40 protein-coding genes are annotated in these 26,605 nt (G+C 57.2%); 1 reads left to right on the top strand and 39 read right to left on the bottom strand.

The window, feature by feature from the left end:
* Nucleotides 1-31: 31 nt before the first annotated feature.
* The 19 genes from FCN80_RS01055 to FCN80_RS00965 form a co-directional block, all read right to left on the bottom strand.
* On the bottom strand, nucleotides 32-616 hold the full coding sequence (locus FCN80_RS01055; RefSeq protein ID WP_136987960.1) for a phage baseplate assembly protein V: 585 nt from the start codon (nucleotides 614-616) through the stop codon (nucleotides 32-34).
* The gene (locus FCN80_RS01050; protein WP_136987959.1) at nucleotides 600-1,811 is read right to left on the bottom strand and encodes a phage baseplate assembly protein; all 1,212 of its coding nucleotides are present in this window, start codon (nucleotides 1,809-1,811) and stop codon (nucleotides 600-602) included. Before FCN80_RS01050 ends, FCN80_RS01055 begins: the two co-directional genes overlap by 17 nt.
* The gene (locus tag FCN80_RS01045; RefSeq protein ID WP_136987958.1) at nucleotides 1,795-3,108 is read right to left on the bottom strand and encodes a DNA circularization protein; all 1,314 of its coding nucleotides are present in this window, start codon (nucleotides 3,106-3,108) and stop codon (nucleotides 1,795-1,797) included. Before FCN80_RS01045 ends, FCN80_RS01050 begins: the two co-directional genes overlap by 17 nt.
* Nucleotides 3,108-5,297: a phage tail tape measure protein gene (locus FCN80_RS01040; protein ID WP_136987957.1), complete on the bottom strand. Its 2,190-nt coding sequence runs from the start codon at nucleotides 5,295-5,297 to the stop codon at nucleotides 3,108-3,110. The genes FCN80_RS01045 and FCN80_RS01040 overlap by 1 nt, the downstream gene beginning before the upstream one ends.
* Nucleotides 5,298-5,415: 118 nt before the next feature.
* Nucleotides 5,416-5,811 (bottom strand): hypothetical protein, encoded by a 396-nt coding sequence (locus FCN80_RS26630; protein ID WP_230492418.1) that lies wholly within the window; start codon nucleotides 5,809-5,811, stop codon nucleotides 5,416-5,418.
* Complete coding sequence (locus FCN80_RS01030) at nucleotides 5,811-6,185, bottom strand: phage tail protein (RefSeq protein WP_136987956.1); 375 nt, start codon at nucleotides 6,183-6,185, stop codon at nucleotides 5,811-5,813. The genes FCN80_RS26630 and FCN80_RS01030 overlap by 1 nt, the downstream gene beginning before the upstream one ends.
* Before the next feature lie 11 nt (nucleotides 6,186-6,196).
* On the bottom strand, nucleotides 6,197-7,615 hold the full coding sequence (locus FCN80_RS01025; protein WP_136987955.1) for a phage tail sheath subtilisin-like domain-containing protein: 1,419 nt from the start codon (nucleotides 7,613-7,615) through the stop codon (nucleotides 6,197-6,199).
* Nucleotides 7,615-7,845, bottom strand: a complete 231-nt coding sequence (locus tag FCN80_RS01020) for a DUF2635 domain-containing protein (RefSeq protein WP_136987954.1) — start codon at nucleotides 7,843-7,845, stop codon at nucleotides 7,615-7,617. Before FCN80_RS01020 ends, FCN80_RS01025 begins: the two co-directional genes overlap by 1 nt.
* Nucleotides 7,835-8,485: a DUF1834 family protein gene (locus FCN80_RS01015; protein WP_136987953.1), complete on the bottom strand. Its 651-nt coding sequence runs from the start codon at nucleotides 8,483-8,485 to the stop codon at nucleotides 7,835-7,837. Before FCN80_RS01015 ends, FCN80_RS01020 begins: the two co-directional genes overlap by 11 nt.
* Entirely contained in the window at nucleotides 8,482-8,913 is a 432-nt protein-coding gene (locus tag FCN80_RS01010) for a gp436 family protein (RefSeq protein WP_136987952.1), read from the bottom strand. The genes FCN80_RS01015 and FCN80_RS01010 overlap by 4 nt, the downstream gene beginning before the upstream one ends.
* Nucleotides 8,913-9,233 (bottom strand): HI1506-related protein, encoded by a 321-nt coding sequence (locus FCN80_RS01005; RefSeq protein WP_136987951.1) that lies wholly within the window; start codon nucleotides 9,231-9,233, stop codon nucleotides 8,913-8,915. Before FCN80_RS01005 ends, FCN80_RS01010 begins: the two co-directional genes overlap by 1 nt.
* Nucleotides 9,233-10,141 carry a Mu-like prophage major head subunit gpT family protein gene (locus FCN80_RS01000; RefSeq protein ID WP_136987950.1) on the bottom strand — a complete coding sequence of 303 codons (909 nt, stop codon included), beginning with the start codon at nucleotides 10,139-10,141 and terminating at the stop codon, nucleotides 9,233-9,235. Before FCN80_RS01000 ends, FCN80_RS01005 begins: the two co-directional genes overlap by 1 nt.
* Nucleotides 10,142-10,152: 11 nt before the next feature.
* Nucleotides 10,153-10,545 (bottom strand): hypothetical protein, encoded by a 393-nt coding sequence (locus FCN80_RS00995; RefSeq protein ID WP_136987949.1) that lies wholly within the window; start codon nucleotides 10,543-10,545, stop codon nucleotides 10,153-10,155.
* The gene (locus FCN80_RS00990; RefSeq protein WP_230492417.1) at nucleotides 10,545-11,714 is read right to left on the bottom strand and encodes a phage protease; all 1,170 of its coding nucleotides are present in this window, start codon (nucleotides 11,712-11,714) and stop codon (nucleotides 10,545-10,547) included. The genes FCN80_RS00995 and FCN80_RS00990 overlap by 1 nt, the downstream gene beginning before the upstream one ends.
* A gap of 152 nt (nucleotides 11,715-11,866) precedes the next feature.
* Nucleotides 11,867-12,412, bottom strand: coding sequence for a phage virion morphogenesis protein (locus FCN80_RS00985; RefSeq protein ID WP_136987948.1), 546 nt, complete (start codon nucleotides 12,410-12,412; stop codon nucleotides 11,867-11,869).
* The gene (locus FCN80_RS00980) at nucleotides 12,412-13,680 is read right to left on the bottom strand and encodes a phage head morphogenesis protein (protein WP_136987947.1); all 1,269 of its coding nucleotides are present in this window, start codon (nucleotides 13,678-13,680) and stop codon (nucleotides 12,412-12,414) included. The genes FCN80_RS00985 and FCN80_RS00980 overlap by 1 nt, the downstream gene beginning before the upstream one ends.
* Nucleotides 13,667-15,238, bottom strand: coding sequence for a DUF935 domain-containing protein (locus FCN80_RS00975; RefSeq protein WP_136987946.1), 1,572 nt, complete (start codon nucleotides 15,236-15,238; stop codon nucleotides 13,667-13,669). The genes FCN80_RS00980 and FCN80_RS00975 overlap by 14 nt, the downstream gene beginning before the upstream one ends.
* Complete coding sequence (terL, locus tag FCN80_RS00970; RefSeq protein ID WP_136987945.1) at nucleotides 15,238-16,938, bottom strand: phage terminase large subunit; 1,701 nt, start codon at nucleotides 16,936-16,938, stop codon at nucleotides 15,238-15,240. Before terL ends, FCN80_RS00975 begins: the two co-directional genes overlap by 1 nt.
* A 1-nt stretch (nucleotide 16,939) precedes the next feature.
* The gene (locus tag FCN80_RS00965; protein WP_136987944.1) at nucleotides 16,940-17,140 is read right to left on the bottom strand and encodes a hypothetical protein; all 201 of its coding nucleotides are present in this window, start codon (nucleotides 17,138-17,140) and stop codon (nucleotides 16,940-16,942) included.
* Nucleotides 17,141-17,246: 106 nt separating this feature from the next.
* On the opposite strand from FCN80_RS00965, the gene FCN80_RS00960 reads away from it, so the two are divergent.
* Nucleotides 17,247-17,741 carry a hypothetical protein gene (locus FCN80_RS00960; protein ID WP_136987943.1) on the top strand — a complete coding sequence of 165 codons (495 nt, stop codon included), beginning with the start codon at nucleotides 17,247-17,249 and terminating at the stop codon, nucleotides 17,739-17,741.
* A 54-nt stretch (nucleotides 17,742-17,795) separates the two neighbouring features.
* On the opposite strand, the gene FCN80_RS00955 is transcribed toward FCN80_RS00960, so the two are convergent.
* The 20 genes from FCN80_RS00955 to FCN80_RS00860 all read right to left on the bottom strand — a co-directional run bounded on the left by FCN80_RS00955 (nucleotide 17,796) and on the right by FCN80_RS00860 (nucleotide 26,390).
* Nucleotides 17,796-18,263, bottom strand: a complete 468-nt coding sequence (locus tag FCN80_RS00955) for a hypothetical protein (protein WP_136987942.1) — start codon at nucleotides 18,261-18,263, stop codon at nucleotides 17,796-17,798.
* 17 nt (nucleotides 18,264-18,280) lie between these two features.
* The gene (locus tag FCN80_RS00950) at nucleotides 18,281-18,784 is read right to left on the bottom strand and encodes a DUF1804 family protein (RefSeq protein ID WP_136987941.1); all 504 of its coding nucleotides are present in this window, start codon (nucleotides 18,782-18,784) and stop codon (nucleotides 18,281-18,283) included.
* 1 nt (nucleotide 18,785) lies between these two features.
* Nucleotides 18,786-19,079 (bottom strand): hypothetical protein, encoded by a 294-nt coding sequence (locus FCN80_RS00945; protein WP_230492416.1) that lies wholly within the window; start codon nucleotides 19,077-19,079, stop codon nucleotides 18,786-18,788.
* Nucleotides 19,076-19,318 carry a hypothetical protein gene (locus FCN80_RS00940; protein ID WP_136987940.1) on the bottom strand — a complete coding sequence of 81 codons (243 nt, stop codon included), beginning with the start codon at nucleotides 19,316-19,318 and terminating at the stop codon, nucleotides 19,076-19,078. Before FCN80_RS00940 ends, FCN80_RS00945 begins: the two co-directional genes overlap by 4 nt.
* Nucleotides 19,318-19,956, bottom strand: coding sequence for a hypothetical protein (locus FCN80_RS26625; RefSeq protein WP_230492415.1), 639 nt, complete (start codon nucleotides 19,954-19,956; stop codon nucleotides 19,318-19,320). Before FCN80_RS26625 ends, FCN80_RS00940 begins: the two co-directional genes overlap by 1 nt.
* On the bottom strand, nucleotides 19,937-20,173 hold the full coding sequence (locus FCN80_RS00930) for a hypothetical protein (protein ID WP_136987939.1): 237 nt from the start codon (nucleotides 20,171-20,173) through the stop codon (nucleotides 19,937-19,939). The genes FCN80_RS26625 and FCN80_RS00930 overlap by 20 nt, the downstream gene beginning before the upstream one ends.
* Nucleotides 20,155-20,808, bottom strand: a complete 654-nt coding sequence (locus FCN80_RS00925) for a glycoside hydrolase family 19 protein (protein ID WP_136987938.1) — start codon at nucleotides 20,806-20,808, stop codon at nucleotides 20,155-20,157. The genes FCN80_RS00930 and FCN80_RS00925 overlap by 19 nt, the downstream gene beginning before the upstream one ends.
* A gap of 81 nt (nucleotides 20,809-20,889) precedes the next feature.
* Nucleotides 20,890-21,243: a hypothetical protein gene (locus FCN80_RS00920; protein ID WP_136987937.1), complete on the bottom strand. Its 354-nt coding sequence runs from the start codon at nucleotides 21,241-21,243 to the stop codon at nucleotides 20,890-20,892.
* 28 nt (nucleotides 21,244-21,271) lie between these two features.
* A complete protein-coding gene (locus FCN80_RS00915; protein ID WP_136987936.1) occupies nucleotides 21,272-21,673 on the bottom strand; it encodes a Mor transcription activator family protein in 402 nt (133 codons plus the stop codon).
* Complete coding sequence (locus tag FCN80_RS00910; protein ID WP_136987935.1) at nucleotides 21,651-22,091, bottom strand: gp16 family protein; 441 nt, start codon at nucleotides 22,089-22,091, stop codon at nucleotides 21,651-21,653. The genes FCN80_RS00915 and FCN80_RS00910 overlap by 23 nt, the downstream gene beginning before the upstream one ends.
* A complete protein-coding gene (locus FCN80_RS00905; protein ID WP_136987934.1) occupies nucleotides 22,088-22,351 on the bottom strand; it encodes a hypothetical protein in 264 nt (87 codons plus the stop codon). The genes FCN80_RS00910 and FCN80_RS00905 overlap by 4 nt, the downstream gene beginning before the upstream one ends.
* The gene (locus FCN80_RS00900) at nucleotides 22,344-23,213 is read right to left on the bottom strand and encodes a hypothetical protein (RefSeq protein WP_136987933.1); all 870 of its coding nucleotides are present in this window, start codon (nucleotides 23,211-23,213) and stop codon (nucleotides 22,344-22,346) included. The genes FCN80_RS00905 and FCN80_RS00900 overlap by 8 nt, the downstream gene beginning before the upstream one ends.
* Before the next feature lie 2 nt (nucleotides 23,214-23,215).
* A complete protein-coding gene (locus tag FCN80_RS00895; protein ID WP_136987932.1) occupies nucleotides 23,216-23,431 on the bottom strand; it encodes a hypothetical protein in 216 nt (71 codons plus the stop codon).
* Nucleotides 23,431-23,646, bottom strand: a complete 216-nt coding sequence (locus FCN80_RS00890; RefSeq protein WP_136987931.1) for a hypothetical protein — start codon at nucleotides 23,644-23,646, stop codon at nucleotides 23,431-23,433. The genes FCN80_RS00895 and FCN80_RS00890 overlap by 1 nt, the downstream gene beginning before the upstream one ends.
* Nucleotides 23,643-23,996 (bottom strand): DUF4406 domain-containing protein, encoded by a 354-nt coding sequence (locus FCN80_RS00885; protein WP_136987930.1) that lies wholly within the window; start codon nucleotides 23,994-23,996, stop codon nucleotides 23,643-23,645. Before FCN80_RS00885 ends, FCN80_RS00890 begins: the two co-directional genes overlap by 4 nt.
* The gene (locus FCN80_RS00880; RefSeq protein WP_136987929.1) at nucleotides 23,981-24,430 is read right to left on the bottom strand and encodes an ANR family transcriptional regulator; all 450 of its coding nucleotides are present in this window, start codon (nucleotides 24,428-24,430) and stop codon (nucleotides 23,981-23,983) included. Before FCN80_RS00880 ends, FCN80_RS00885 begins: the two co-directional genes overlap by 16 nt.
* Entirely contained in the window at nucleotides 24,430-25,161 is a 732-nt protein-coding gene (locus FCN80_RS00875) for a DUF2786 domain-containing protein (RefSeq protein ID WP_136987928.1), read from the bottom strand. Before FCN80_RS00875 ends, FCN80_RS00880 begins: the two co-directional genes overlap by 1 nt.
* Complete coding sequence (locus FCN80_RS27170; protein WP_306767821.1) at nucleotides 25,158-25,286, bottom strand: hypothetical protein; 129 nt, start codon at nucleotides 25,284-25,286, stop codon at nucleotides 25,158-25,160. Before FCN80_RS27170 ends, FCN80_RS00875 begins: the two co-directional genes overlap by 4 nt.
* Nucleotides 25,287-25,561: 275 nt before the next feature.
* The gene (locus FCN80_RS00865) at nucleotides 25,562-26,200 is read right to left on the bottom strand and encodes a DUF3164 family protein (protein WP_136987926.1); all 639 of its coding nucleotides are present in this window, start codon (nucleotides 26,198-26,200) and stop codon (nucleotides 25,562-25,564) included.
* Nucleotides 26,190-26,390 (bottom strand): hypothetical protein, encoded by a 201-nt coding sequence (locus tag FCN80_RS00860; protein WP_136987925.1) that lies wholly within the window; start codon nucleotides 26,388-26,390, stop codon nucleotides 26,190-26,192. Before FCN80_RS00860 ends, FCN80_RS00865 begins: the two co-directional genes overlap by 11 nt.
* Between the last annotated feature and the right edge of the window lie 215 nt (nucleotides 26,391-26,605).

The following is a 26,605-nucleotide window of genomic DNA, read 5'->3' as shown; positions in this document are numbered from 1 at the left end:
GGGAAATGAAGAGATGAAGAGGTTCAGTGGATTACATTTGCTGATTCGGCGGGTCTGTTACACCGGCCGGATCATCGTGATGATGGGTGTGTTCGTCATAAATAGCACGGATTTCGTCAATCGTCGATTTGCCGTCCGCTATTTCTTGCGTCCCTTTGAGTAGCGGCGTATCAAATTCCGCGCCATTAGTTGCCGCGACATTATAATCTTCCGATTCGACCGTGTATTTTTTGCATTTGACATGGTACTCGTCGCAATCGACATCAACAACGCGCCCTTTTTTGATGGCCACATAGGCGCCTTCGGCGGAATAAATAGCAGTCTCGCCGCTGGCCAACTGCGCAATTCGCAGCGTATCGTTTTCAGTCGCAATAATAATTGAATGCGACGTCTGACCGCCCAGCGGCAAAATAATGCATTGGGTGCCGGCAGGCGGGCAACTGGTGAACCCGAAATGCTGGAACATCTCGGCGTCTTGTAATTGCTCGCCGGCAAAACCGTTAAGCTGCACCTGCTGAATTTTAAGGGCACTATTAACGCGAGTTAAACGGCCCCTAAAAGCAAAGCGAATACCGCGCAAGGCGGCGCGAATGCGTGAATCAATTTGGTCCCACATCGATTATTCCCAAGTCTTTTTGACGTTTGCCTTTGCGGGCCTTTTTCTTCTTCGGATAGGCATCGGGGATCCAGACGCCGTCCTCTTTGAGGCGCAACGTAGTTACCGTGCCGTTCGGCCGGCCGCCGGAGAATTCCCGGCCCATCAGAAAATAGATGGCGTTAATCCCGTGTGGCTCGCTGATGACGTGAATGCGCTGCCCCGGCTGCCAGAGCGTTCCGTCGCTGGTACGATGCCCCTGCACGCGAACGACCAGGCTGTAACCCGCAAGCCGGGCGTCGGCCATCAACTTACGGGCGCGGTATTGGACCTGCGCCAGGTCGTCGGCGTCATGCATAACAACAATCTGCGGCCGGTAGTAACTGACCGTCGGGTCTTGAACGGTATAACGCAGCCCATGCTGGCCGGTCTCAGCAACGCCGGTTGTCATGACGTCGTCGCTGACCGTTACCGAGCTGCTATCGCTCACATCAATGATGCCCAACTGCTTGGAATTGGTGGTATGCGCGTGCCCTTGAGCCAGGACAGTGAGCTGTGAGAAACACCGCTCGATGCTGCTGTCATCGCTGATGCTGAGCACGTTGTTGCCCTCACCGCTGCGACGCATGATGAGGGTGGCAACCGGGTCGGCGGTATAGTCCGGTCCGCCGATAATCAGCGTGCCGTCGGGGGCAAACCAGGGCCACAGGCCGCGCCCGGCGCACGAACGCAGCAGCGTTTCCCAGGCACGCTCGCCAGGCTCGGCGGTGATTTTGTCATTGCGTATCGAGCTCTCGGCATGCAGCTCGATGTTCTTGATACCCAGCGGCCGGACGACCTGGGCGATCACTTCTTCCAGGCTGACCTGGCGGCTGGTGAAAATCGGCGAGGCGCAATCCACCAACACGGCCGCGCCGTCACGGCCGGCCAGGTTCAACGACACCTGGTCACGGGCGACTTGGCGGCCGGCCCGGTCTATCCGGCCGCTCATGACGACATCCGGCCCGACGCGCACCTGGACCGGGGCGCCGCGCACCACGTCGGCCGGGAAAATACCGGTCGATAAGCCAAGACGCATGGACCAGGCATCGGCAGGGATGAGGAAATCGCTATCGATGCTATAGCTGTTCCAGTCTGAATGCACTTTACCGCCGACGATGACCGAAATTTTGTCCTCGTCTAAGTCTTCCGCCTGCTGCTTATTCTGCGTAGCCATAGAGGACATTTCCCGGCAGCACGTTATTGGGGTCACGTAACGATGGATTAAGCAATTGCAGCTCGCTGGCGCGGGTATAATCGCCATACCACAAATGCGCCACCAGGTGAAGGTTGCCGGCGCTGGTGACGGTCCGCTGTATCAGCGGCGGCTTGGCGTTAATCAGCGCTAGCGCCATGGTCTGCACCGATAACGCCATGTCTTTGAGTTCGTCGATGACCGGCTGGTACTCCAGCGCGATGGACGTCGATGCGCTGCTGACGGTTTCCATCTCCTCGGTCCAGGTATCGCGCAGCAAATCGATGGCATCCTGGATGGCCTGGCGGGTGTTACCGGCGATGAGCTCGATGTCATTGGGCGTCAGTACAGCCGTCAGCGTTTCATCGCTCAGCAGGTCGGACGCCTGTTGCGCCAGCTCGATGGCCACACTGATGTGCACCGTCACAATCAGCTCTTTGATGTCATCGGTGGTCACGTTCGCCGGCATGGCCACCGGCGCGGTGGTATCACCCGTCACCAACCCGGACGGCATGGCGGCCACTTCATCGGTCTGGGTCTTCACCGCCGCCCAGTCGGCCATAACGACCGCCGGCGCACTGGCGTACACCGTCGAATCGCCGCTGATGGACGACATCGCCGCGTTGCTGCGCAGACTCAAGGATGACTGTAAATCGGTCATAAATGCCGACGGAAAGTTGACAAAATCCGTGGTGCTATTGACGAAACCGACCACATCACTACGTAAAATCGACATCATATTGAGGCCGGCGACGCCCAGCGCCTTTGCCCTGGCCAACTGCTGGCGCACCGTGCGAAGCGGCTGCATGGCGTTTTCCAGCAGGGTCGATGTGCTATCCAGGAGACTTTGCACCTGGTTGAAAATGGCATCCGCCTGGCTGAGTGGCCAATCACGCGTGAAGAATTTGATGTCGAGACCGGACTGCAAGAACTGGATATCAATGGTGCAATAGTCCGGGCTCTCGGCTTCGTGGTTCACTTGGTAGAGAAAGCACTGCATGCTCGGCATAGAGCCGAATACCGGGTGGATCAATTCGCCGGCGCCCTGGGTGTCGAGCGCCGCCAGGAACGATTGCAAGCGTGACTCGTAATCATCGCCCCAAAATACCGCCTGCACCTGGAGACTGCGGGGCTTGGCGCCCAGGTCCTCAATGTTGGCGCCGTTCTTATACGGATATTCGTGCTGGGCAATGTCGCGCTGAACACTGTCGCGGGTGTTGATAATGTCGAACTGAACGCCCCGAAACGACGCGTCCAGGAGAGAGTCAGCCCAGGCCATCAGTGCGGCCCTCCCTGCGGTCCCCGGGCGGCAGCCTGGCTGTTGTATTCGTTGGTCGCCTCGGCCACCACCTTGCCGTCAAGGACAAGCTGCGTGGTGATGTTGATGGGCGTTTGATAGCCGGAACGTTCCTGGTAAGTCGGCCTGGCGTAGCCATTCGCGGCGGGGGCTTGGAGATAGGTGGGTGGCGTCCACCAGGGCACGGTGCCGTTAGCCTCGTCGTGGTCTAACCTGTCCAGCCAATCCTGATTTTCTTTGGCGTAGCCCGGACCGAATTGATACCAGGGCTGATAAAGCTTACGGGCCTTATCAATCCGATCTTGGCTGTAGCGAGCATGCAATGCTTTCCACTGAGCCGGGCCGTTGGCAAGCTCTTCATCATCGTCGCGGGTGGTAAATGTCGCGGCAGCGGTAGCCGACATCCCTAAGCCGAGCATTTTTAACAGACCGGCTGCGGGTCCTGATGCTGCCGCACCGCCAGCCGCTGCGCCTCCAGCCCCAGCCGCTGCTGCACCCCCGGCAGTAGTCAGAAATTTGAGACCGGCAAACGCCCAGGCGGCGACTGTCATGGCTTTGATGGCTATCTCAGCGCCGGCAATGGCCTTGGTCAAGCCGGGATATGCGCCGGCATATTCGGTGAGGTCCCCAGCCAATTTACCCAGAACATCGGATAACGATTTTACCGAATCCATCTCGGCGAAGTCTTTGGTGTTCTGGAATTGGTTGACGCGGTAAAGATTGGTACCTTGGATCAAATCAAAATTTTGCTCACCCGCCTGCTGATTAGCGGGTAGTTCTCGCTCTTGATTCACACCCTTAATTACATCACTTCCGTATTTACGATTTGCGCGCCACGCGACCAAAGCCATCAATGCCTGGCGGTCAGCAATAATCTGTCCGATAGCTGAACCCTCCAGAATTTTGGCCTGAGATTCCATTATTTCCCGGCGAGCCGAATCACTGGTTGTACCTTTGAGTTGTGTCTCCAGATTTTGATATTCCGGATTATTAGCCACGATTTTATCGGTAAGACCGCTGAATGCCTCAAGGGCATTCATCCCTTTCGCCCGGGCTCTGACAAGAGTTCCAGGTAAATTAATTCCTTTACCGTTATATTTAATTCTTGCGGCAGCATTGGCCGCATCCTGACTGTTAATTTTTGTTAGCAAGTTAACAACGTTATTCCCTGCCTCATCAGGAGTGCCCGCACTTATCATTGAAGTCTGGTTAAAACCTAGCAAGACCGCGAGATCGCCAAGACCATTCATCCCAAGTGCATTAGCCGCTGCAAGTTGTTGGGGTAACCATTTGGCCAGGTTTTTTATTTCAAAAGAACCCAATTGCCCTGATTTAATTACCATATTCAGAGCTGTGGGTATTTGTGAGTCAGAAATACCAAAAGATTGTTTAAGCCTGATTGCTATCTGGGCCAGCTCTTTAGGGTCAGCTTCGGTCGCTGTTGAATATTTCTGAAGCATAGGCAACAACTTTTCAGCTGAACTGTAATCCACTGCACCTGACGCCAGTAATGTATCCAGTGTTTCGGCCGCTGTTTCCTTTGTCCCGCCTCCAACAGAGACCGAACGGCGGATAAGCTGGTCCATCGACTGCATTCCTTTGCGACGTCCAGCAGTATTCTGGTCGCTAAAGGCTGTATTGGCCATATAGGCCAGGCGCTGTTCGTAAGACATCTGATTGCGAATGGTGGGAGCTACTACCGCGCCGGCCGCCGCGAGTCCGCCGGCGACTGCCGTGACGTTGCCGCCCCACATGCGCATGCGCTCCATGCGCGACATCGATTGTCCGGCGCCGTTGAGCTCAGTGCGTAACCTTGACACCTGGTTGGTCATGGCGCTGAATGCCCGCGCTTGCTCATTGGCGGTCATGGTTCCGGTGCGCAGCAGCCGATTATAGGCGGCCTGGGTCTGGGCGATTTCGTGCTGGATAGAGCGTTCAGAGCGCACACCCAGCGTCTCCCGGGCGGAGGCCGCCCGCTGGTATTCCTGCTGCAAAGTACGGGAGGCACGGATGCTGGTCTGACTGGTCTGCTCACGGGTGCGGCCGAGTTGCTCCTCGGCTTTGCGGGCATTATTGACGTCAGTGGTGGTGTCCTGGAGCGCCTTGCGGATGACCTTAGAACCCTGATCGCGGGCCAGCAATGTCATCGCAAGCTGTAGATCACGGGCCATTACCGTTTCCTCGTCTGGGGTTTATTGCGCCGCCGTGACTTGATATGCGTGGCCCGGGATGGCTTTTTGCCATGCAGCCGGGCCAGCGCTTCAAGCCAGGATTCGAGCTCGGATAACGTCATTCCTGCGACACGGTCAGGGCTGATGCCGTAGCGTCCGAGGGCGAGAGTGGCGACGCGGAGTCCGTCAAGGCCGGCACTGCGCGCATCCGCTTTTTTTTAAGGCCGGCCAGTTCCGCATCGAGGATATCCATATCCTCGTCGGTCAAGCCGGCGAGCAGCACCTCGGCGGTGATCTCCTCTTTTGTCAGGGTGCCCAGGGATTGCAGCACCTCGGCCATCACGGCCACCCGGTAATACATCGACGCCGCCGGGCTATTGGTCTCGCCCCGGGCTTCCATAGTGGCCGCCAGGGCATCGACGGTATGACGGATAACCGGCAATGTGACGGTATAGTCATAATGAATGACGTCGCCCACCTGGACGCCGTAGAGCAATTTTCCGGACGCGTTCATCAGCCTTTCACCTTACGCAGTGCCTGTACCGTCAGGTCGCGGCGGGCTTCGTTATCGACCGTGTATTGCTCACCGGTCTGCGTGGTGAAACAATCCAGATAGCTGTAGAGCGGATTGCCCTCAAGGTCCATCATGGTCAGTTTCGAGCCTTCCATCGCATCCCAATCCGGCTCGGCCACGTCTTTGGGGATAACCACCGTGACGGTCAGTTGGTAATCCGCAATGCCCTGTGCAAAACCTTTCGCCCGGCCGGTGCTGTTCATCGTCTTGACCAACTTGCGTCCGGTATTGGTCTGTGTGCGCACATCGGTGACTTCGATTTCCTGGCCATCCATATACAGGACAATCGGCCCCACATATTCTTCAAGTGCCATTTAAAGGCTCCTTATAAAAGCAAATCGATGACGCCGGCAAACACATGCAGGCCATTGACCACATCCGACGGGATACGCGCATCGAGCCGATCCACATCCTGACTGTCGCGCTCTACGATGAGACCGTCCTTATTCGCCTCGACCTCTTCGATGATCTCCAGCTCTTCAAGCTTGAGCAGCACATCATAGAGCTCGCTTTTCACCAGCGGCGGGGTCCGGCTGGACAACTTGCTGCGCGGGAAGCGCAACGCAATCCGCTCGCGGCAGGCTTTACGCACATAATCGAGTGTGCGGATGGTGGTAAGGTCCAAAAGCGATACATCATCCACACCGCTCGCATTTTTGGTGTAGGTGGTGATGGCCCGGACGATCTCGACCACATCACCCGAGCCGATTTCAAACGGCGTCAGACCATTTTTCAGGGCGTTTTCCTGCTCGGTGCGCCCCGGGCGGCTGGTAATGTCCGTCACGTCAAGTGCCATGGTCAGCGTGTTGAGCGGCCGTGCCGGGTCTTCCTCGCTGGCGATGGCGGCGGCATAGGCGGCGGCGATTTCCGCCGGCAACAGTACCGAGCCGTTATGCCAGCCCAGCGTAATACGCCCGCCGTTGAGGCTAGCGGCGAGCGTTGTTCCGGCCGCCAAGGTGCCGGGCCAGCCGCCCACGCCAATGGCGCCGCGCTGCTCCATGGGTCCCGAGACAAAATCCAGATGGGTGCGCAACGCCGTCAGCGCCGCCTGGCTGGAAAACGGGCAAATGATAATGTTGTGGCCTGCGGCCACCACGGCGGCCAGCGCCGGCGCGATATCCGGGTCCGTGGCGCCGCCGGCCATAGCCGCTACCGCCACCGTGGTACCGGATGCGGTGGTCTGCGCTCTGAGCTTGATATCGTTGCCGACCGTCCCCTTGTTTTTGGCCGTCAACGTCACCACGCCGGCAGCCGCTGCTGCGGTCACCGGCAGGCCCGGCAGATTGCCGATAGTCGTCACCAGGTCCGCTGCAATCGCTGTCGCCGTATCGGCGGCGCTGACGGCCACATCGACCCGGGTATTACCGACCCACAGGCTGACCACGCCTTGAGCGCTGGCCGGCCCGGTAAGGGTCACCGTGCCGCTGGCGGCCAGGCCGGCTTCGGCATCCGCCACGCCGATGACCGTCAAATCCAGATAGGCATAGCTATTGATGGCCGCAATCGTCATCAGGTGCGCCACCGAGCCATAGCCGAAATAGACCGCCGCTTCGTCGGCACTGAAGACGCTGATGGGGGTCAGCGCCGCCTGGCTGCCGGCGGCGAGCATCGGGGCGAGTAGCAGTACCTTTTGCGCGTTGGCCGGCAAGGTGCGTACCGCCAGGCTGTAATTGAATTCCAGGTATTGCCCGGGCTTGCGGATGCTCGACCCGATGGTGTTAAACGAAATGTTCGGGCTCGACATTATTTGTCTCCTTTGCCGGCATCGGCGGCGGTCTGGGCGGTGGCCGTCTCAGCCGTGGGGGAAGTGGCGGCGGCCGGCGCTGCCTCCGTCACCCGGAGCAGGTCGCCTTCGGCCAACCGGCGCAGATAATAGGCGCTCTCGGCGACTTCAAGCGCCTCGGCGTCGGTGATGTAGCGCCGGGGATTGTCCTCACGCGGCACGCTGATACCGGTCCTGGCTTTAACTTTCATGATTGATGATGTCCTCCGCTGCGGCCGGGTCTTGGCCGTTCAGGAAATACTGCAAATCGGTGGTGAGCCAGTCCGGGTCGTCCGGGCTGCTGGCGCCGCCGTACTGGCCGAACAGTCGGTCCGGGTCGTCCGCCGGTAAATCCGCCGGCGCGAGCGGAAACTTGCCGTTCTCAAGCGCCATCGAGTCAAACCGGGTCTCGAACTCGCAAGCGAATACCGACATCGCGGCGGCTCTTACCTTGGTGTTGAACAACGTCTGGACCTTGCCCGGCATCAGATAGTCGATGCCCAGTCCCAGGTCCTGACGGGCCAACAAACGGCGCACCGCATAAATCAACTGATACGAACCTATCTCACCGAACGCCGGCCCGCCCTGGCGGGTCGCCTCGTCGCTGCGCACGCTGTGAGTGCCGACGATGACCACGAACCGACCGGTATCGCGCCACTTGTTGCGGGCGGTGCTGACCAGTTCGGCTTTCTGGATACCGCCGAACGTCACCCACACCGCCGGCAACCGGCGCACCACGTCAGCCGGCTCGCCATCGAGTTCGCCACTGTAGGAATGCACCCCCTGGACCAACTTGCCGAGCCCCTGGGTGAGCCTGGCGATAATGGCGGATTCGATTTGCGTGATAATCAAAACGCACCCCCATTCGTCTCATTACGCCCAAACACACGACCCGACGATGTAAACCGGGCCACGCTAGCGCCTTCAGCCACCTGGCCATTCGGTAAACGGCCCAGAGTAATACGGCCATCGGCCACCCGCTCCAGATAACGCAATGCATCCTCATAACGTTCCCTGATCTCCTCGGTATTCTGCGTTTCGGCGCCCGTCAGTTCATAACGAGCGATATCACAGCAGATGCCCACCAAGATCCCGGGCGTGTCCGGCCAGGGCACCGGATAACGGCCGGCCAGGTAACTGTCGATGCGGGACGATGCCCGCTCAAGACCACCGGTCAGCACGTCGTCGTCGATTTCGCCCGTAAATTCACGGTCGGAGAGCGCTATGCACTCGCGCTCGCCGAACTGGCGGACCATATCTTCCCGGGTCGCGTAGGTCATTATTTGCTGGCCTTGGTCGCGGTGGCAGCGGCGGCGGTCAATTCATCGACCTGGGACTGCAACGCGGTTTTGTCCGCCGTCAGTGCATCAACCTGGGACTGCAACGTCGCCTTGTCGGCCGTCACGGCATCGAGCTGCTTTTGCAGGTCGCCATCGGACGGCGCTTCCCCGTCGTACACGACCAGCATCGGCTCGGCCTTGAGGATGGCAATCTGTTCGGCGGTAAACGAACCGTCCGGCCAGGTCACCGGCTTGTCGCTGTGGGCCTTGCCACAGCGGCGGAAACCGTCGCGTTTCGCGGTAATCGTAATCACAGGCATTATGCAGTCACCCCGGTTGAGCCATACGCCATTTGCCAGAAGCCATAACCGCCGTTCGAGCGGGCCTCGGCGCCAAATTTATATTTTTTCAGCATGAAGACGTCGTCGCTGTCCATGTTGGTCTGCTCCACAAAGACCGGTTTTTTCCGTTCCTGATAGACCAGGGGTTTCACCGGCTTGGTGACATCGAACAGGTACCATTCGGTATCGGTGGCCAGTCCCGGCCACACCAATACCTTGGCGGTGCCTTTGTAGATGTTCGGGGTCTGGTCCGGAAAACGGTCAGCCGTCATCAGGTAGTTGGCCACATCCTCCAGCGCCGGCGGAACGACCAGCACCCCCGGATTGATGCGCAGGCTTTCACCTTCGTCGTCGCTGAAATTACGCATCGCGGCCCGGGCAACACCATAGGATGCCTGCGCGGCGGCCAGGGTGGCGTAAGACAAGGCTTTGGTGCCTTTGTTGGAGGCGACACCGGCGCCGACCGGGTGATCTGTATCGAAAAAATACTGGCCGTCATAGCACAGGTTGGTGAACCCGCCGCTGATGAGACGACCGATAATATCGGACGGCAGTTCGGCGGCCGATTGCCCCGCGCCCTGCGCCTGTTGGGCGTAGCCCAGCATGGTGTCGTCTTCGATATCGTTGCGGTCGACCTCAATGGTCGCTTCCCAATCCTTATTGCGGATGGTGTAGCTGAACCCTTCGAGCGCCTTAACGATTTTTTCGCCGATCCATTCCTTCATTTTCGGGAAGCGCGAAAGCCAGGCGTAATTTTCCTCTTTGGTCGTGGAGGGCACGACCATCGCCACCTGTTGCCAGTCGTTCGGCGTCTGGTTGAAGGCGTTTTGGAAGGTCGACTTCAACCCGACAAAGATGGTGCGCAGGTTTTGTTTATTCACTAACACGGGCGGTCTCCTTAAATTTCTACCCAGACGCCATCGGATTCGACGGCGATGACCGTGCCGGCAACCGGTCGGGCATCGTCATCACTGGTCGCGGCAACAGTAATGCTGTCCGAGACATAACACGGCTTGCCGACCGACGCCTGCGAAACGGCATCGCTCGACAAATTCGCGAACTTCCACGCCTTGCCCCGACGGACATTCACCGAGGTGGCCCCGGCCGCGCCGGCGGTGTTGTCGGCGTATTCATCGGACACGCCGAGAACCGTTAGCGCGGCGGTAGCCGCTGCCGGTACGGCCAGGCCGCTGGCATTGGCGGCCACCATATGACCGCCATAAATCATCGTGGCCGCCGCCACGGGCACGGCGACAATCTCGCCGTTGCGATAGGGGGTATTGCGATCCATTACTGGGCTTCCTCTTTAATGGTGGCGGGATCAATGCCCATCAGGCTCAATACCGCCGTATTGAGTTCACCGTCCTCGGATAAGACATCCTTGGGGCGAGAGCCTGACGGCGCTTGGCCGGCGGTTTGAGTACGGGATAACGCCGCGACCGGCCGTTGCTTGTCCAGGTAGGCCTGGAGCTCCTCGGGCTTGGTTTTCGCCAGGGCATGCGCCCAGGCTTTTTGCGCCGGCAGCAACCGGCCGTCGGACAGTGCGGCGGTGATGGTCTGCTCGGACTGTTTGAGCGACAGCTCGGCGAGACGCTCCTCGCCGGTGGCGCGGGCTTCGGCAATGGCCTGGTTCATGGTCTCGACGCTGACAAACCGGGTCGGGTCGGGGCTGTCGAGTTGGGTTGTGAGCGCGACGATGCGGGTTTCCTGCGCCGCAATCCAGGCCAGACCGCTGGCGGCGGCCGTGGCGTCATCCGCCGCTTTGATTTTGGCGATGAGCTTGGTCAGCTCGGCCAGAATGTCGTCCTTGGTCGACGACAGCGGCAAACCCAGGAACCAGCGCAGCTGTTCCAGCAAATCTTCCATTACGGAATCCTCAAGTGTGGCGACGGCCAGGAGCGAGGCGGCGGCAAGCATCACCTCGTCCATGCCGTCCAGGGCGGGCGTATTGGTCAGGGCCGCGTTAATGAGCGCCGTCACCTGGCCGGTGGTGTCGTACTGAAAAACCGGGGAAATAAACTTGTACTCGTTGGCATCGATGGCGCTGGCGGCGGCAGCGGTCCAGTCCACGTCAACGGCGAACAGCCCTTCGCCCTCACGCCATTCCAGCGTTTTGAACCAGCCGGAGGCCGGCGCCGGCTGGCCGTTTTTGGCCGCCAGCAGCGTCTGGTGCTCGTAGTCGATGACATAGGGCGTTTGCCGGGCATTGGCCTGGGCAATCAATACGGCCGCGCTGCCGGCATCGATATGCCAGGCATCGCATTCCGCCGGCCGGCCGTCGGCGGCGCGGAAGGTACCGGCCGGCAACAGCTGGATGACCCCGCGACTGGCGGCGTTGATGGCAAGTGAGAGTGAAGCGATGCGCGTTTTCATGCCGCTGACAGTAGCAAAGGGCGGCACGCGCAATAAGGTGAAGGGGTTCAGTCCGGATTGAAGGGAGGGAATATATCGCCGGATCATGATGTCACTCATGAACGGTGGGTGGCAATAGCGCTAATCGTTTTTAAACTGCTTTTAAAAACGCACGGAGGGGGTTTAGACGCACCATCATGGCCGTTTGCGGCGTCAACGGCGTAGCGGGCCGTTTAGCGCGTTTTATGATTGCGGGAGAATTACCGGTAAATCTGGCTGAAATAGTCCTGCGCTTTTTCTTCCATGTCTTCCACGTCCGTTTCGGTCAGACGCATGAATTCGCGCCGGGGCATGTTGATGGTGTACGACGGCAGCGTGTGCCAGGTCGAATGATCGGCGCCGTCCTTTTTGGCGAAACGATTGATGCGTTTCCCTTCCTTGTCGTTCTTGTAATACGCCTTTTGGCTGCGGGCCGGGATATTGATTTTGCCGCCGTTGTTGTGGATGCCGGCGTAGACAACATTGGTGCCGACCATCGCCCAGTCGTTATCACTGTAGGGCATGATAGACGTGGCCAGCCGTCCGGAGCGTTGCAGGATTTGGCCGGGACCGCGCCGCTTGGCATAGCGTGGGCTCCAGCCCATCCATTTCGGACGGCCCTGCTGGGCGAAGTTCTCCTCGACGGCGTCCCACATCAAGCCCGCCAGCTCGCGCATCAGTGGCTGGCGGTGCTCCAGCTTGTTGATGAGTTCGCCGAGCGAATGCGCGAAGTCGGTGACGTCAAAGACGATTTCATGTTGCGCCATTATAACGCCCCTTCCAGGACCGGCAGCGTGTTCAGGCTCTCCAGCGCCGCCGGCGTCAGCGCCCGGCCGCTGTCGGACAGTTGCAGGGTGTAGCCGGTGACGGCATCGCCCGCCGTGGCCCGCACCGCGTGCAGGGCGTCCTCGGCGCGGATGACATAGACCAGGTCGGTATCGTCCAGCAGTACCGCCACCGGCTCGCGCAATTGCGCCGGTAGCGTCTCCCAGACCGGACCCGGCGCGGTCGTCACCGCGCTGTCGGTGACCGTCAGCACGGCGGAGCTGGGCGCCAGACCCCTTCGGTTCAGCCCATCCAGTACGCGTTGGCTGATGGCGCCGGTGTGGCGCAACGAGCCGGTCGGCTCGCGCAGCAGCGTCTGGTCGACGAATTTGCGCATGTCGCCGGTCAGCGCGTCCAGCAGCTGCGGCTCGGAGAGCGTCTCGCGCACCGCCTGGACGGCCAGCGCCGGCGGCGCCGAGGCGGAGCGGTCCATCAACCGCTGACCGAGACCGGCCAGCCAGCCCTGGCCCGGGTTGTGGCCAAAGCCGGCATCGGGGGTATAGAGTTGGTCTTTGTAGCGGAACGCCTGAACCTCGCGGGTGTCGTCCGGGCCCCAGGCCTGCTGCACGGTTTCGAGATGACCCTCGCTCGACCAGACGGTGATGTTGTTGCGGTCGACGTCTTTTTGCGTCCGGGCGCGGATGCGGCAGCGGCAATGATAGCCGTCGGGCGGGTAGGAAAATTGCCAGATGGGGTCATCATAGCGGGCGGTCAGTCCGTTCAGGGCGGCATGCGCCGGGCGAGTCCGGAGGTCCATCACCGCCACACGCGTCCAGAACGGCCGGTCGGCGACATTGGCCATTTGCTCGGCGTAACGCCCGGCGCCGTACGCGGCCTGCATATTGGTTTCAAAGATGGTGCGCAGCCGGCGCGGCGTCAATTGCTTGCCTTCCAGCACGCCGTCGTCATCGGCAACCAGTTTGGCTTTATCGGCCAACCAGCCCTTTTGCGTCAAAGTCGGGGTGAGATCGCGGCGAAACTGCTCCAGCGTTTTGCCGTTGGCCAGTGCGTCTTGCAGACTTCCCCGGATATCCTCCAAGATGTCCTGCTTGAGCACGCCGGCCACCGTGAACGCGGTGGCGTGCGCCCGGGCTTCGACGTCATGCCAGTTAAAGCCCATGGCATAGCCCTTTGACTGGAAATACTCGATAGCCGCCTCGGGACGCAGACCGAGGGCGTAACTGAGATCAACGCCGTCAGCGGTCGGCATTGAGACGCCCCCAGATGTCGGCGACGAAAATGGCCTGCTCCAGCAGGGTCAGCAGTTCGGCGTCGTCCAGGTCCGGGTAGCTGGCCGCGATGATGTTTAAGGCGTCATCCGGCGTCTGGCCGGCTTGCAGAGCGTTGACCAGCGGCGCGGTGAGTTTTTCCATGGCGCCGGCGATGGCCTCCGGCACCGGCCGGCCATTGTCGAGCGCGTCCTGGGCAGGGTCGGCCAGTTCATTGGCGCTGGTCAGTGCGACCAGCTTGCGCCAGGTGCGGTTGAGCGCGGCCGGGGATGCTGCGGCGGCCGGCGGCGCGGCGACCTGCAACACCTCTTCCCCATTCTGCGGCTCCGGGATGCCGAGCTTTTTATGCACCCAGGACGCCGGCATGGTTTTGAGGCCGGCATCCACCAGGTTTTTCACGCCGGTGGAAAACGACTCAATATCCTCGATGTCGCGTGTATCAAACAACAGGCTGGGCAAGCGGCGGCGTGGGACCTCATACCCATTGATGCGCAGCAGCATATCAATCATGCCGCGAAAAAATCCTTCAAGCTGCCGGGCATCGGCCACCAGGATGTCATGACGCACCTCGTTATGCACATTGCCCAGGGCATTGGTCGACGTTTTACCGTCCGCCTGGCTGGTCAGCGTCGCGCCTAAAATGACTTTGGACTCGGTCCGTTCGCACCAGTCGATCATGGCCACAAACGGGTCAACCTGGCCACTGGCGGCACTTTTGAAATCGATTTGAGTTCCCTGGGGGATGACGCCCGAGGCGTTATGGCCGAGCATGATCAAGGCCTCATAGAGCGCATCCTTGTCCTGGTCCGTGGCGCCCGGCATATAAGTGCCGACCCGTGCCGGCAGGCCGTAGATTTCCAGGAATTCCGCCAGGTCGCGAGAAGCAAAATTCTTGAAGAGATAGGGCCAGACCAGCACGCGGTACAACCCCGATTGGCCGGTAAAGCCGGTTTTGGCGTTGTGCTTATGCACCATCCAACCGAAGGGCCAGAGTTCCGCACCGCCGATGGTTCCATCCGATAGTCGGATATGATCGCCCAGGTCCGGCCGGGCCTCAAACCAGCGATGCGGACGCAGATACGCGGCCGACGGCAGCCAGATATTTTCCTCCAGCTCCCATTCCAGCTCCTGGCAACTGAAGCCATGGCCGATGGCGTCCGCCGCCTGCAAGATGATGTCCTCCAGGTTATCCAGGCTGTCGAACCACTCCTGGACCATCGCGGCGCTGTTTTTCTCATCGGCCGAAGGATTGCGGGGCGGCTCGATGCTCCAGTCCAGCCCCAGCAACGCGTTTTTGCGCTTGGCCATCTCGGAAAAAATGTGGCCGTCCTTTTCAACCATGTCATCGAACAGGTCGGCTTGGGCGGAAAGGTAACCCTGTTCGGCCTCCCGGAGAATGCGCGGCAGCCGGCGAATGGTCAGACCCCGGGAGGGGTGATCCGGATATTGCCGGTTTAACTGAATCAACCGGGTGGTTTGCGGCGCCTGGGTGACGGCTTTGTCAAACGGGCGTCCGTACTGATCTACAATCTTACCCATTACCATCCTCCACTGCCAAAGCGGCCGTATTTGCGGGCCCGGTCAGAATGTCTGCTGTCATCATCGTCTTTCTCATTGTCAGGGCGTTTGGGTACGTGACGAAATCCGTCCATTGAACCGAAGGAATTACAGAGCGCCCAGAGCATATGCAGGGCGTCCGGGCCGTCATCGTGATCGGCCTTGGGGAAATGGCGCAATTGCTCGATAAGCGTGGTCTGCGACGGATGCAGCCGTATCAGCTTGTTGAAGACATGCGGTTGCAGGGACTCGATACGCAACAGCTTATCCGAATGCGGGATAACCGGCATGGCCGGCACAGGGACGCCTAATTCTGCGGAGCGCTTGACCAGCTCGGTGCGCAGGAATTCCTGGAACTGCACCGCCTCCACCGACCAGCACAGACAGCGATATTCGCGCTGCAATTCGATGGTGTCGGAGATGATTTTATCCGGTAGGCGCTTTTTGACGGCCGCCTCTACCACGTCCAGCACGCGGGTCATCCGGTTGAATCCGCCGACCAGCAGCGCCGAAGGGTCGCGACTGTTGCCGTTCTTGCCCAGGCTCGGGTCAATGGCGCCAAAAAAGACCCATTCACTTAACCTGTTTACCCAGAAAGTAATGCAATTCGCAAACGGCGCATCTTCGCCGCTGACCGGGTCATTCTGGTATTCGCTATCGAAAGTCGAATGGCCGTCACGGGCGCGGATCAACATCAGTGTATAGAGCGGGCGCGCCGACCAGGACACCACCGCGCCGGCGTCCATCTCGTCGCGATGCAGCTCATAGAAGGCGCGGGCCAGGACTTCGCCGTCCTCCTCGTTGTTGCGCAGCACTTCTTCCCACTTTTCCCACAGCGTCATGTCCGAGGGCCATTGGATCATCGCCTTGAACCGCCGCCGGCGCCAGAGCGGGTTTTTTAGCGTCCGGGACAGCACCGAGTCGTAATGCAGGATGGTGCCGATGTAGATCACATCGAACTTGCCGCCGGCCTCGCCCAGGGGCAGGACGGTCTTTTTCAGCCAGTTGTCCAGCTTGTCGCGCTGGTCTGGGTTGCGGACCAGCTCGTCATTCTCGATATCATCCAGTACCGCCAGGTCGGGGCGATAAGGGCCATGACGCAGACCGCGCAGTTTTTTACCGCTGCCAGCGACCTGCACCTTGATGTCGGTGGCGGTCAGGATGGTCCCCATCTGCCAGACCCGCCCCGCGCCGCATGCATTGGGAAAATCCATCTTCAGGCGGGGATTCCAGCTCAGCTCGGCCTTGATGGCTTCGAGCATCGGATAGGCCTGGTCGATACTGTCCATGATGATGACCGGGTAATGTTTCAGCTCAAGGATAATATTCCAGAGTACAAACAGCTGGCTGACGATGGTGGATTTAGCCTCGCCACGCGGTGCGGCGATGGCGTCTTGCTGGCTGACTGGATTGCTGACGATTTCGGGCAAGCGCTGGAACAGGAACTTATGCAGCTCCGATTCATCATGATGGCGAATATAGTGCGGGAAGTAGTTTTGCACGAAATAGCGAAACCCGGTCACCCGGTCTTTGACCTTCGCACCGCGCTCGCGCACGGCGTCGGGCGAGGGGTCGAACCCGACCTGTTCGGCTTCAATCGACCGACGCAACGAGGCGGCCAACTCTTCAAGTTGGGCGCCAAATTCCTTTTTAGTAAGGTTACTTTTCTTCCGGCTAGCCATATTAATCCTTTAAGGCCGCATTAATAGCATTGATGATGCGGTCTTTGGCTTGCCAGGACGATTCACCGTAACCGGGTTCAAGCCAGAGTTTCACGCCATTGGCCCAGATATAGACGTCGCCATAAGACCCGCTTTCTACACGGGTGATGGCACTGGCCATAACCCAATTTTCTTGACTGATTTTGATAAGCTGATCGGCCATTCCAACTCTTCTCCAAGATATCTTTGTTATCGTCTTTTCAGTCGAACCGAAGGGGCATATCGTTAAATCGCTCCCCTCGCGTTGCTCACTTCTAAAGGAAACAAACATGGATTTAACAGCCATTGTTACAACGATTTCTGGACTCAAAACCTCAATCGATATGGTAAATACAGCCTTAAAGACCAAAGAAGATGTGGCTGTAGCTACCGCTGTCTTTAACCTTCGTTCCCAGCTAGACGCCCTTCAAGAACAGCTATTTGAATTACGAACGGATTATGAGGCGATTTCTCGCGTTAAAAACACGATTGAAGCTGAACTCATGGCACTTAAAAAACAGATAGTGGACGAGTCCCGCTATTCGCTTTGCGCGCTTCCCACGGGAACGTTCGTATATCGTCTTAACGAAGCACATCGCGCCACCGAACCCGTGCATGACCTTTGTCCCAATTGCTACGGTCAACACATCAAATCCATATTGCAATTTGGTGGTTATAAGAATTCGCATAAAACCCTCCAATGCCCTCGATGCCAAACTGAGATTCTCAGCGAGCTAGTGCCCCTAAAAATACCTGTCGTCCCAAGGCTAAAAAGCGGGTGGTGAATCTTCTCAATGAGTTACGCCCGTTCGGGCGAAACTCGGGTTCAGAAACACCACTCAATATTTCTTGGCAAACGCAATCGCATCGGCCAGTACGTCGCTGACGTCGTGCCCGGCGACCAACAGGATGGTTTCCAGCTTGTCGGCGATTTCCTCTTCCGTCTTGGCCGCTTTTTTCACATACGCTACGGAATCGTCCCACACCTCATCAATGGCATGGTCGGCCACTTTGAGCAGCACCTTGACGCGGTTAAACATGACATCCTTCTCGGACGCGGCTTCCGGCGCGGCCGGCGCGGGGGCTGGCTGCGGCGGCACAACCTCCGTCACTGCGCCGGCATTGCTGTCCTGTACCGTCACGGTCTGGGCAACCTGGCCCGGCGCCGCGCCTGCGGCATTCGGGTCGACCACAGGCGTGGCGGCTCCCGCTGCCGGAAGCGTGCTTTGCAACACATCAGATTGAATTTCGCTCATTTTCGTACTCGCTTTGCTAAAGAGGCGTTTAAGCCAGGTGAAAGAAATCATGGTTTCGGCCCTCGATATCAGCCATATAACTGTTCCATCTCGGCGCCAAAGGGCGCCAGGATTTCCACGAACGCCGCCAGATGCTGCGGGTATTTTTCCCCGACAAAGGTGGCCAGCTTTTGAACCACGTCGAGCGCAACGGCCAGCTCGCTGGTTTCCGGCAAGATTTTTTTACTGGCCGACACCGCCTTATTGAAGGCGTCCGCCAGACTGGCCAGGAGCTCAACGCGCTCTTTGGGAGAAATGTCTCCCCCGTTGCAGTTAATGGCCTCCAGCGTGGCCTGGTACTGCGTCACCAACCCGGTCAGCACGGCGCGGCCGATATCTTCCAATCCATTGCTGGCCATGATGTGCGCAGCGCGCAGCTTGTCCCAGTCATCCCCATTCTCGCGCGCCTCTTTTTTCCAGCGGCTGGCGGTCGCGAACGCGACGCCGGCCTGGGCCGCCGCGATTTCCAGCGAGAGCTGGTTAAAAATGTAACTGCGACGAAGCCGGTCCCTGACTTCCTGCGGATGCGCCATATCAGATTCCTAAACGTGTTTTAATAAGCAACACCACTGTAGTGACCATACCGCCGGACAACGCGCCGGCTATCCCGCCGCGCCGCATGGCGGCGGTATCGATGACGTCCATGCGCTTATTAAGTTGGTCCAACTGGCTGGCGATGCCATCCAGTACCGCCGGCGCACAGGCTTGCAATTGAATATCATCCAACTGGGCGCTGATGCGTCGCAGTTCGGACAGTTCAGAATGGCTCACAGATGGCGCGGCGCGGCGCGTGCGCCGGCGTTTGCGGGTGGTGGTGGCTGCCGTCATTTGTCCGCCTTCCTATCGAGCTTGATATCGATACGCTCAATCGATTTTTTCAAATCGTTGAGCAAATCCTTAAGCGCCGCTAAATCATGGCGGGCATCGTCGCGGCGCTGATATTCGGTCCTGATGTCTTCCACGGCCTTATGGAGGTCGTTAATCTCCCGTTGCTGGCCATGCAGGACAAAACCGCCCAGGAAGCCGCAAATGGCCAAAACAATGTTGAACGCCATTTCCAGGCTCATTATTTGCCTCCCGTCGCCGCCGGCGTCGCGTACAGCGCTTTTATCGAATCAAGCTTGCTCTTCAGGGTTTGGCACCAGGCGCCGTAACTGCTGGCGTGGTTGAGGAGTCCGGCGGGGCTGAGTCCGCCTCCGGCGGCGCCGGCATGTCCGGTATCGTCAGCATGGCCGCCGGTGGTATCTGGCAGACGCTTATCACATTCGGGGTAACCAAGGGCTGAACGGTAGAGGCACAGGCTGTTAGGGCCAATGCCGTTATAGTGAGCGCCATCTTGTGCAATAACATTCGCAATGCTCCTTTGGAAGGTCTCGCGGGCACGGGATAATTCGTATTCTTTCGCCAGCAGTTCTGATGACCGTTCATCGGCCTGCTGCTGGTATTTCGCCGCCAGAGCGTTGGCCGCCGTGAGTTCATCGGCGTGCTGTTGCGCCTCGGCGGTCGCCGCCTTTTGGGTGTCGAGCTTGAACGCAGCGAAATCTTTTTGCACCGTGGCGGTCGCACCGTTGGCCGCATCGATGGCGGACTGGTCCAGCCGTTTGGTGACCAGATAACCGCCGCCGGCGCCGATGGCCAGCATCAGCAAAATGATGATGAGGACAAGCCAATTGGCTTTGAGGAAACTAAGCAGCAGGCTGGCCATTACCGCCTCCGATATTGTTCTTGTACGCGACGAACTTGGAGGCGACGCTATGGCCGCCCCAGGTCAGGACATAGGCCCAAAACATCCAATCCGGCAGGACCAACTTGAAGGCGTACCACACCACCACGCCGGTGGTGGTGATAAAGCAGCCCAGCACCATGCAGTCATTGGTCGACAACTTGCCGGCCGGATTGGTGATCAGCTCTTTGATGGACATAACACCCCCACGGCCACCTGGTAACGCGCAACGCGGTCAGTCAGCCCCACCAGGGCGGGATTGATTTTGCGGGTAACCGCGATCATGTCGCTTTTGTCCGCCGGCGCATTGATGCCCCAACGCTGCCAGAACCAGGCCGCCGAACGCGCCGCCTGCAAGGGGTCGGTCAGCAGTTCTGGCGTGGACAGCAGGTCCAGCGCCAGGGCTTTGCCGCACTCGCGGTAATTGTCCTTGAAGGTGATCTGAATCAGGCCCCGGCCGCGATAGCGATAACCGTCGCCGGAACTTTCCGGACCGTTGCCGCTCCGGTTGGCGTAGGCGCGATTGGCGAGCTTTTGGGAATTACGCGCATAGCCTTTCGCGAACTCGATTTCTTCCGGGTCAACCAGGCCATCATGGTCCAGGTCAAAGCCGGTTTTGAACAGTATGGCGATGCGCTTGGGGTCGGTGTAATACAGGCTTTCGGCCAGGACTGAGTAACCTTGGCTTTCGTGCGCGGTCTGCGCGATAAAGGCGGCCTGGCGGCGCGGGGTATCGATACCGAATTCAGCCATAGCGGCGGTGATAGGGGTAAACCATTTTTGCGCCAACTCAGCGGTGATACCGGCGGCGCGGCGGAACTCATCGGAATTCATTTACTGGCACCACACGATTAAAATGTGGTGTCAGTATCGCAAGAGGGAGGGTTATGAATAAGGTGAAGGGGTTCAGTGGGATTATTGAGGCAATGCGTTCAGAGCTTTCCAAACAACATTCCAAACTTGTGGATTATCCGTGGGGGAAACCTTTTTGCAATCAATTGATTCATTGGCGTAATCTGTTGAGTCAGCTATTTTTGCATTAGACATAAGAATTACCTTTCTCCAGGCACAAGCCCTTATATCATCTTGTGGGACATAATCTTTATCGCCAGGATTACCTTGTCCTTTTTCTTGTCCATATATGAATGCAAGGTTTCGTTGTGATTGATAATCCCCAGAAAGAGCCTTTTGTGCGAGACCTAATTCAAAATTAGATGCCGCATGAACTGAAAAAACTAAACACGAACTAATTAAGATAATCTTTTTCAAAATAAATCCCCTTGATGAGAATTATTCTTTATTTTTTTTGGGAAAGTAATTGCCAAGCAAAGCGATCACTAAATCCATACTTCGGGCATAGGAAGGTCAAGGCCATCAACGACGAGGTACCCTGGTTTTTAGCCTGTTCGAACTCGGCCAGAAACCGGCGGTTGCGCAGTTCTCGTAAAGCCCGATCACAACGCGGCAGATACGGTTCCTCACCCCCAAATGCCTTAATCAGCAATTTCGTATTTTCATCGCCAATGGTATCGCGCAGGAGAGCTGCCCGGGCCGCGCCAAGCGCGCGCAGCCCTTTGCTGATGGGGAAGGTGGTGCCACCGAACGCCGCTAGCAGGCGCTCGGTGGCCGGGAAGCCAATCAGGTCGGCTATCTGAATGACCGACGGCGGCAGGAGTTCAGTTACCTGCTCCAGATTCATGATTATTCTCCCGTTTGCCTCGACGTTTCGCGTCGATAATAAGGGCCTGCATCAGCTTTGTGAACTGCTCTTGCGTCAACCAGTCCAGGCGCTGAACCTGAAACATATGCTGACACATTGTCTGAGCATAATCCCACGGCCGGCCGGCGTCCGCAAGCAGCGCCTCTATTTTGCCGAGAACCTGCCGCTTACTCAGCCCTGGGTTGGGGCGCCGTCCATGGCGCTTTGCAACCTTGCGAGGGAATCCCTGTTCATGCATGTATTCTCTGAGTTTTTGCAGTTCTTCCAGGCTGCAACGAGTCGAGGATGTTTTCCCGGTCAGGCGATAGAGCACATGGCGATAGGTATCGTCATCCCATTGCAAAAACGCCTGACCGGCCTTGATGGCGCCGATAAGCGCCTTGGTATTGGGCGTCATAGCGCAGCCCTCCCCGAGGTGTAATCGGCGATAACGCGGCCCTTGGCATCGAAATACCGTATCTGATGAGTGGGGTGACAATTGTAGGCTTGTTTGCCGTACTTGAGCTGATTGGCAAAAACCACATCGAGATTAGCGCTGCTGTTCATCCCGATGATGGTACCCAAATCGCCGTCGACCTCGACCATCATACCGATACGGGCAAAATCAATGCCACGGGCGCGCTTCATGTCTTCAATGAATTTATCGGGCTTATTCATGATTGCCCTCCGTGCTGGATGATGGGGTGGCGGCGAGCATGGCCCTATACATGCCACCGGGGTCTTCTTGAAATTCACTGACCAATGTACCCGCTACGAGCATTTCCGCAGTTGGCTCAATCGGAACCAATTTCCACCCAGCCGGCAAAGACGCGGCTGGCTGCATAGCCGCCTGGCACGCACTAATAGCCGCATCCTGTAGCAGTAACGGCGACTCGCCCCGCTGATCCAGCATCATGCAGAAGTTTGCTACATCAACGAATGTGCCGTCGTTTCCCTTCGTCAGGTGGTGAATAAGCATGTCAGCTAATTGTTCACCGCTTACCTCTGCTGGGACTTCCCATCCTCTTCGGCCCTTGGCTCGTGATGCTTTCATCTTGCGTTTCATCACGATAGCGAAACGGTCAATTGCTGCGTCGTCTGGATGGGCTGGCGGCTTGCCGAGCTTAGCCGCTCGGTGGGCGTTCCAGCCGGCAATAAATCCTGGGTCAATGACATCAGCATCTGGATCGGGTGTCATTTCATCCAAATCTGACATTACCTGAATGGGTTGAGCGGCCATTACGGCGCGGCGGCGCTGCAATTCTTTGAGCCAGCAAATCAACTGAGAAAAGTCTGTTTCGCCTTTCCCTTCCCAGTCTTCCATGTGGTCAATTTCAAACTGCAACTCTTTTGAATCCGGCATTTCTCCCGGCGCATGAACAGGGCAAGGCCATTCCAGTCCGCCGCTACCGCTGGGGCAGGTGCATTTTACAACGGGCTTATTCCAATATTCCCCACCTGAATACGTCCAGCCATTCCGGGAAAGGGTTTTAACGGCCGCCTCCTGAGCCTCCGTAGGTCCATAGCTTTTCGTTTCCATAATCACTCCTTAGGCTCTAATTTATTGACCGACACGCCGCCCATGCGACCGACAACGCGCACGACGACATTGCCGTTAAACATGCACCACGCTTCCGAACGGGTGACCACGTCCTGGCTATCAGGGACACCTGGAAGCGGGTAGTAATTGAATCGGCTACCGATGGGATATTGTTGGTTAAACCGCCGGGCGCTAACGTTCCTGAGTAGTCTTTTCATTACGCGAGTCTCCACTTGGCTTTATAGCGCTCGACCGCCTGTTTCATTGCCCGGCGTATGTTTGCGCTATAAATCGTGGCGCGGGCAGAGTCATAAAATTGAAAGCGCAATTTGAAGGGATAGGCCGCATCGTCAATCAGGACGCTATCATCACTAAGATGATAAATACGCTTCGCCCCATTATTCTGATATTCAACAGCAGTGACATTTATCATTCTTTTCTTTCCCCTCTTTGAAGACGAGAGCGGGCAACCGCCGCATTGAATGCCTCGGTGGTCTCGAATAAAAAATGCAAGTCCCGGCATTTAGCGCGGTCGAATTCCTCGACGGCGCCTTTGCTGTGTTCCCAGCCGTTGAGCAGGTATATGGCGTCAGCCTGTTCCAGCATGGCCAGGGAAATTTTCAGGTAATGATGATGTTCTAAGCCGTCCGGCAATATGGCCGGATTAAGAACAATGTACCCGTGATGCTTCCGTAAGCCGTCGGCAATATGATTAAACGCCGGCCGGTTATAATCAGGGTGTCCGGTCATCGGGCCGGAGATAAACACTACTGATGCGCGCATAATATCCGCCCCCAACGCTGGCAAAATTTAGCCCGGTTCAGACAAGAGGCAATATTTTCCGGATTGCCCGTCGTGCGATGCGCGTGAAACCAGAGATTTGCCGACTCGATATAAAAGCCCAAGGTTTCCTTATTCACGGCTTCATGCGTCAACAAGTTAAACATATCTTTATCAGGCTTATTTTTTGGCTGTTCCAATGTGTCTTGGCTTGTCCGTTTGGCCGCTGCTGCTGAAAGGTCATCACCGGCCATACCATAAAGGCGAGAGCCTCTAATACCTTGCTTAACAACAGAACCATTCTTGATATGGTATGCGAGCAATGCGGCGACTTTTGTTTTATCCACGCTGGTATGATGAGACAGCTCCGGTAACGTCGCCGGGCCATGTGTTTTCAAATACGCCAGCAGTAATTGAGTTCTGTTTACCGTTTCCATTATTCACCCCGAGAGTTGAATGCAATTTTGGTTTGTTCCTGTCCGGAAACGCCTTGATTGAGTTTGGCGTTAAGGCCCGAGAAATAGCCCTCTGTGCGTGCCCGATCATCATTGCCCGCTTTCTTGGCTCCTCTGGATTCAAAAGTTTTAATTCGACCTGATTCCTCCATCCAGGTTAAATACGCAATAATCAATTTTTCTTCCTGTTCGGGAATGGCAAATTCCGTCACAATTTTATGTACCCCTATGACCCATCCCTCACAGAATTGGTCGGCCCTGGCAGCCTTGTTTCCCCGTTTGGTATTACCATGCAGGCCGTTGATAAAATTATTCCTGGCCCCCTTCAATTGCCGGGTGAGCACATCAAATGCATAAGCCGCGATTTCCGGGCGTTCATGCGGTCCGTAAAATACAGCTACTCGTTTCGGCATGCCGCTGCGGTAGACATTGTTGCGCGAAAAGAAATATTTCACTCCGAATGCCTTCGCAATAACCCGAGCCAGATTGTTCATATAGCTCGGAATGGCGTTAGCATTTGAGGGTGCGCCCTGGCTGTTCACTTCGTTGATATCCGCCAGACCCACATCCGTTCGCGTTATGCCGTGGGCCTGCATAAGCGTCTGTGCCTTACTCATGGCGCTGGCGGCTTCATGCGGATTGGTGGAGCGCTGCGCGAGGCTCAGCAATTTTTTGATTTTCTGCAAATAACGCTTTGCTTCGTCATTTATCATTTCAGCACCTCACAGACAGCCAGATACAGATAAATAACCTCACACCAAAACAACGAACACAGCACAAAAATAATGAGCAGCACTTCTGACCTGAGCCGGTAATTAACTTCATCATTTATTTTCATATACAGATTCCGCAGAATTTAGGCGTAAGTGTGCCCGTGACGCAATTACGCCATTTTTAAAAGTGAATTAAATTCCGTTTAATTAACTGGCGGGCGTTAACGATTTCACGTTAGCAAACCAGGGCTCCAGATTGATTTCCACTATCGTGGATTCTTTCAAATCCCGAGCCACATCCACCGTTCTAACCGCCTTACCTCCACGTAACGGAGATGGTGGTTTATAGATAAAGCTCTGCCCGACAGCATATTGCTGATTGAATTCCTTTGCCTTCATATCACACCGCCGACATATCAAGGGCAATGGGACGGTATTGGTCTGAATCGCCAATCCGTTCATAGACCCGGATATAAGAACTGCTGCCCACCACCTGGATGGCCTCGCCAATGGCTTTCATCGCCATCAACCAACGCCCGTCCTCAATCTCGTAGCGGCGCAACGCCAGGACGGCCGACGTGCTGACCTCGCCCTCCTTATCGGTCGAGAACGCCCGGTTAATCAAGACTTGCAATTCGGGGCGGGCGTCCTCGGTCCAGTCAGCCAGGCATTCATCAATCAGCGCCTTGGCCGCCTGGAGGCGTTCGTCAAAGGCGAGGCGGTCAGCCATGGCCCGCTGGACTTTATAACGTCCATCGAACGTATAGAGTGTCACGTTGCCCTTTTTACCGCCTAATTTGACGTTATATTCATTGGCCGACAGGTCAACGAACGCGGCCACATCGGCGAATACGTCTTCCTTGAACTTGGCCATCAGCTTATTAAGCTCGATAGCCTTGGTGACAATCTCCCCGACCAAGGCGTCACGGGATTTATCGATATCCTTTAACAGCTTTTCCGGAATTAAAACGCCTTTGGCGTCGACCCAATAACCGGCAGGCGCGGCGGTAGTGGTGAATTGTTTATTTTCAGTGGACATATTTCTGTTCCTTTTCGGTTTTTGCGTTCAGCATTTGATTAACTTTCAACATGGCATGCGTGGCCACGCTGGCAGACGTGCGGTAGGCCAGTTCATTGGCTAAGGTATCGTCCCGATCATCAATATCGACCTGGCACGACACATCAAAGCCATTCCCGCGCCGCTTAATGGAAATAATGATATTCGCCATCGTTACTCCTCTGGGGGTATATAAGTTTCTACCGTCGTATCCGTCACTACCTTTAAGTACAAACCATTACAATGCGGACAGGTCGCCATCGTATCCCAGACGTCGCCGGACGGAGCGGCCGGGGTTTCAATCACTTTCTGGCAACGTGGGCAAGAATATTGCAACAATGTGGTGCCATTTTGTCTGGCACGCGCAATATATTGCAGGTAAAAATA

It is taken from the genome of Martelella alba (assembly GCF_005217455.1).
Taxonomy (GTDB): domain Bacteria; phylum Pseudomonadota; class Gammaproteobacteria; order Enterobacterales; family Enterobacteriaceae; genus Acerihabitans.
The sequence above is the reverse complement of the archived record's forward strand: the minus strand, read 5'-3'. Positions and strand labels throughout refer to the sequence as shown.